The sequence below is a fragment of the Streptomyces muensis genome, assembly GCF_021474425.1.
Classification (GTDB): domain Bacteria; phylum Actinomycetota; class Actinomycetes; order Streptomycetales; family Streptomycetaceae; genus Streptomyces; species Streptomyces muensis.
The window spans coordinates 1-5385 of record NZ_JAKEIP010000401.1; the positions used below are offsets into that span (position 1 = coordinate 1).

Genomic DNA, 5385 nt, shown 5'->3' on the forward strand with positions numbered 1-5385 from the left:
CGCTAGCTCAGTTGGTTAGAGCAGCTGACTCTTAATCAGCGGGTCCGGGGTTCGAGTCCCTGGCGGCGCACAGACAGTGAAGGCCTCTCGCAGCGGCGGGAGGCCTTCGCATTTGAGATGCTTTCCCGGCTCCGCAGGGGCGGCTGGGGGTCCGGGGGTTATCCCCCGGGGAATGCAGCATCAGCGGGTCCGGGGTTCGAGTCCCTGGCGGCGCACAGACAGTGAAAGCTCCTCGCAACCGCGGGGGGCTTTCGCATTTGAGGAGCCCTCTCCCCCGCCCCACAGGGTGTAAGTCCTCCTGGATGCGACCGGCCTTTTCGTATTGCCCCCCGGCGCACGAGCGGCCCGCGAGGCGCACCGCTGGCATCCGGCGTACATCTGTCCGGTCACGCGACCCTTCACCCGGCGCACGCGCTACCCGATCGCCGTGATCCGCACGGTCCACGCCCCCGAGACCGTCCGTCCCTCCACATCCACCCGCACCCCCTCCTCCGGCACCGTGAAGCTCTCGCCGAGGCCGACCGGCGCGTCCGCGAGCGGCGGATAGACGGACTCCTCCCAGCAGGCCTCGGTGTGCGGATGGGCGTCGATCACCTCGACCGGCCCGCCCCCGGACTCGGTCTCACTGCGCACCCTGTACACCAGCACCCCCGGCCGGCAGGCCTGCATGTCGTTGCCCACCGGGCCGCGCACCTCGAAGGCCAGGGCGCTCTCCGTGCCGGTGGGGACGACGGCCAGCTTGATGCCGCCCCCCAGCCCGAAGCCCGGCACACCGCCGTACGCCCCGGAGGCGCTGTACGTCCCGAGCCCGCCCTGCGTGCCGAACGCGTCGGGGGCGGCCCCGGGAGAGCCGCCCGCTCCGAACGCGCCGGACGGCGACCCGGCCGCCCCCGTCCGCACCGGGATCCCGGGCGCCGCGGACAGCGGCTCCAGCGTCAGCCGTACGGGCCCGCCGCCGCGCCCCTGCACACACACCACCTGCCGCGGCTCCAGCCAGCCCAGCTTCCACTTGTGCCAGCCGAACAGCTCAGGCGCCATCCCGAACTGGCTGCCCATCAGGTCCCAGTCGCCGACATAGGTGTCCCAGTCGCCCTTGCCGTCGACCGGGCGGTGGTACAGGTCGGGCAGGTCGAAGACATGGCCGGTCTCGTGGGCGAGGACCAGGCGGTCCGGCGGATGGTTCTCGAAGACCGTGACCACGCGCCGGATGTCGGTGCCGTCGGCCCGCAGCGGGGCGTCCAGGTTGACGACCTTCGTGGCGTCGGAGTCGACGCCGGGCGCGTCCGGGTCGGCGACGAAGTAGACGATGTCGTAGCGGGAGAAGTCCACCTCACGGTCCGCCGCGGCGAGCGCGTCCCGCAGATAGGCGGCCCGGTCGGCGACCCGCCAGTCACGCTGTATGGCGTACGAGGTGGACGGCCTCGGCATCCGGATCCAGTGCCGGAGCGGATGCGGACGCAGGGTGAACCTGCCGTAGGAGGCGCGTTCGAAGAAGCGGGTGGTGGCCGGGAAGTGGTCGGCCGTCAGTTCGGCGGGGGTCGTCTGGGGGGCCGCGTCCGGGAAGGACAGGAAGACCATGACCGCGTCGAGTTCCCGGGTCGGGCGCGGATAGGCGGCGTTCCAGGTGTCCAGGCCCTCGGAGTGGTGGGCCGCGGTCCGTTTGAGGGCGCAGGGCGTGGTGTCGAAGGGTTCGGCGACCGAGGGTCCGGCGACCAGGGAGGTCGCGGCGAGCGCCGACATCGTGGTGAACACGGCCGCGGTGCTGCGCAGTCGGTGCCGGTCCCGCAGCAGGCCCGTCCCACGGAGCAGGGGGAGCTGACGCGGCACGGGGACCTCCGGAAGCGGTTCGCGGGACACCGCATCCACCCTGTGTCGGATTGTCGTACTACGTCCTGTTCAGCTGCACCGGACGGGTGAGAGGACCGAGGGATCGTCAGAACCGACACCCCCGAATCGCTCACGGAACGTCACAACTGGTCGGGGGTTCGAAGAAGCTGTCCAGGTGCGGGCAGAAACGATCTGTCAGAAGAGCGCGTCGCGCGGGAAGACTGGACAGTAGGTGGAAGGCCTCCGGGCCAGCCTCTATGATCGGCACACTTTCCTGACACTTTCCTGCACGGACACGGCCCGGCGGCCGCAGGGGGCACCCCCGTCCAACCGGCCGGCCATTCCGATGAGACCCATCCGAAGATCGAGTGCACTGCGGGAGCGAGCGGTGAGCGGAACGTCCGAAGGGCCGACGCCCGCGGCAGGCCTCATCGGGGCAGCCGTCACAGAGAGTAACGTACAGCCATCACGTGGTACCGGAGCGCCGCCCCGTGTCGCCACCGGGCTGCCATCCCCTTCCTGGCCCTATTCCTCCGCGTTCTCCGCCGCACCCCTCGCGATGGCCGTGGTGGACCGCGAGGGCCTGGTGACCGACGCCAACGCCTCCTTCGCCGATCTGCTGGGCACGCCCCCCGGTGAGCTGGCCGGGTCCGTCGCCGCGGATCTGGTGGACCTCGCCTCCGACGCCCGCGCCTGGCACGCGTACCGCGAGGTGCTGCGCGGCCGTCAGGCCCAACTGCGCTGCACACGACGCCTGAAACACCCCGACGGACACTCCCTGTGGGTCCAGGTCACGGTCGCGCCGCTGCCCGCCGAGGAGCCCGGCGGCGTCCTGCTCTGCGTCGCCGACATCAGCGACCACCGTGAACTCCAGGACCGGCTGCGGCACTTGGAGATGCACGACCCGGTGACCCGGCTGCCCAACCGCACCCTGTTCTTCGAGCGTCTTTCGGCCGCGCTGGAGGTGGAGTCGTACGACGAGAGCGGCACCACCGGCCGAATCGGCCTGTGTTACCTGGACCTTGACGGCTTCATGGCGATCAACGACACCCTCGGCCATCGCGTCGGCGACAAGCTGCTGGCCGCCGTGGCCGAACGGCTCACGCACTGCGCGGAGGAGGCCGGCCGGACCCGGTCGATCCCGCCGCTGGTGGCCCGGCTCGGCGGAGACGAGTTCGCCCTGCTCGTCGAGGACTCCACAGGTACCGAGCAACTCGCCGACCTCGCCGAGTCGGTGCTCGCCGCGCTGCGGTCCCCCTTCGACCTGGGCGGACGGCGGCTGTCGGTGTCGGCCTCGATCGGCGTCGTGGAACGCCAGGCCGCCGGCACCACTCCCACCGCCCTGATGGCGGCCGCCGACACCACGCTGTACTGGGCGAAGGCCGACGGCAAGGACCGCTGGACGCTCTTCGACCCCGAGCGCAACGCCCACCTCATGACCCGCCAGGCCCTCGCCTCCACGCTCCGCCCCGCCATCGAGCGCGGTGAGTTCGCCCTGGAGTACCAGCCGTTGGTCAGCATGGAGGACGGCCGGCTGCGCGGGGTCGAGGCGCTTGTCCGCTGGAATCATCCTCAGTTCGGCGTACTGGCGCCGAATCGGTTCATCGGACTGGCCGAGGAGGACGGTTCGATCGTGCCGCTCGGCCGCTGGATCCTGGCGACCGCGTGCCGCCAGGCCCAGGCCTGGCAGTCGGCCCACCCCGACGAGCCGCCGATCTTCGTCAGCGTGAACGTCGCCGTCCGCCAGGTCTGGGACTCCGACCTGGTCGCGGACGTGGCCCGGATCCTCGACGAGACCGGACTCGCCCCGCATCTGCTCCAGTTGGAGCTCACCGAGTCCGCGGTGATGGGCTCGGCGGGACGGCCGATCCAGGACCTCCAGGCGCTCAGCGACATGGGCGTGCGCATCGCGATCGACGACTTCGGCACCGGCTACTCGAACCTCGCCTACCTGAGCCGGCTGCCGGTCTCTGTCCTGAAGCTGGACGGTTCCTTCGTACGGGGCTTCCAGTACGAGAGCGAGAACAACGCGGCCGTCCCGCCGAACCCGGCCGACGAGGTCGTCGTCGAGGCGATGATCGACCTGGCCCACCGGCTGGGGCTGACGGTCACCGCGGAGTGCGTGGAGACGCTGGCGCAGGCCTCGCGGCTGCGGCGGATCGGGTGCGACACCGGGCAGGGGTGGCTGTACTCGCGGCCGGTGTCGCCGGATCGCATCTCCGAGTTGCTGGGGGTTCGGGTCTGACCGCCCTGGGAGGGTGCGGTCAGGTGGCCGGGGTGGTCCCGCTGGTCGGGGTGGTCGGCAAGTCGTAGGCGTCCGCGATGAGTTCGTACGAACGCAGGCGTACGTCCATGCCGGGGGCGTTGCTCGTGATCATCAACTCGTCGGCGCCGGTGCGCTTGTGGAGGTCGTCCAGGCCGGCGCGGACCTCGTCCGGGGTGCCGTGGACGACGTTGGCGTTCCAGGAGTCGGCGAACTCGCGCTCCAGCGGGGTGAATTCGTGGGCCTCCGCTTCCTCGGGGCTGGGGATCAGGCCTGGGCGGCCGGTGCGCAGCCGGATCATGCTGAGGGCGGCGGCCCTGACCTGGCGGCGGGCTTCCTTCTCGTCGTCGGTGGCGAGGGCGGAGACGCCGATGAGGGCGTACGGGCGGTCGAGCACGGCCGAGGGCCGGAAGGACTCGCGGTACAGGTCCAGGGCCGGGATGGTGTTCTGCGCCGAGAAGTGGTGCGCGAAGGCGAAGGGCAGGCCGAGGGCCGCGGCGAGGCGGGCGCTGAAGCCGGAGGAGCCGAGGAGCCAGATCGGGGGGCGGTGCGGGGACTGGACGCCGCCGGGGGAGGTCGCCTGGACGGGTCCGGGGACGGCGTGGATACGGCGGTAGGGGTGGCCGTCGGGGAAGTCGTCGTCGAGGAAGCGGGTGAGCTCTGCGAGCTGTTCGGGGAAGTCGTCGGCGCCTTCGCCCAGGTGGTCGGTGCGGCGGAGGGCTGCCGCGGTGGCGCCGTCCGTGCCGGGGGCTCGGCCGAGGCCGAGGTCGATGCGGCCGGGGGCCATGGCTTCCAGGGTGCCGAACTGTTCGGCGATGACGAGGGGGGCGTGGTTGGGGAGCATCACGCCGCCTGAGCCGAGGCGGATGCGGGTGGTGTGGGCGGCGATGTGGGCGAGGATCACTGCGGGGGACGAGGAGGCCACGCCGGGCATGGAGTGGTGTTCGGCGACCCAGTAGCGGTGGAAGGCGCGGGTCTCTGCGAGGCGGGCCAGGTCGACGCTGGTGCGGAGGGCGTCGGTGGCGGTGTGGCCGGAGCTGACCGTGACCAGGTCGAGTACGGAGAGGGGGGCCGGGGCGGTGCCCTGTGGGGTGGCCCGGATCTCTGCTGCCGGCACGTGTGCCTCCTGCGGTTGCCGTGTGGTGTCCGTCCACGCTTAACAGGAGGGTGACTCCGCTTTATTCCCTCGCCCCCGCCGCCCCTACCCGTCCCATCCTTTGAAGGGGCTCCGCCCCTTCGACCCCGCCAGGGGGCTGCGCCCCCTGGACCCCCATCGGCCTTCGGCCTCGTCCTCA

At 71.5% G+C, this 5385-nt stretch carries 3 protein-coding genes; 1 reads left to right on the top strand and 2 read right to left on the bottom strand.

The features are described 5' to 3' along the window. Window positions 1–414: 414 nt before the first annotated feature. Entirely contained in the window at window positions 415–1857 is a 1443-nt protein-coding gene (locus L0P92_RS41785) for a M6 family metalloprotease domain-containing protein (RefSeq protein WP_234768362.1), read from the bottom strand. A gap of 316 nt (window positions 1858–2173) precedes the next feature. Between L0P92_RS41785 and L0P92_RS41790 the strand changes: the two genes are divergently transcribed. Beyond that, a complete protein-coding gene (locus L0P92_RS41790) occupies window positions 2174–4072 on the top strand; it encodes a putative bifunctional diguanylate cyclase/phosphodiesterase (RefSeq protein WP_237696696.1) in 1899 nt (632 codons plus the stop codon). A 19-nt stretch (window positions 4073–4091) separates the two neighbouring features. On the opposite strand, the gene L0P92_RS41795 is transcribed toward L0P92_RS41790, so the two are convergent. Next, entirely contained in the window at window positions 4092–5207 is a 1116-nt protein-coding gene (locus L0P92_RS41795; protein ID WP_234768364.1) for an LLM class flavin-dependent oxidoreductase, read from the bottom strand. Between the last annotated feature and the right edge of the window lie 178 nt (window positions 5208–5385).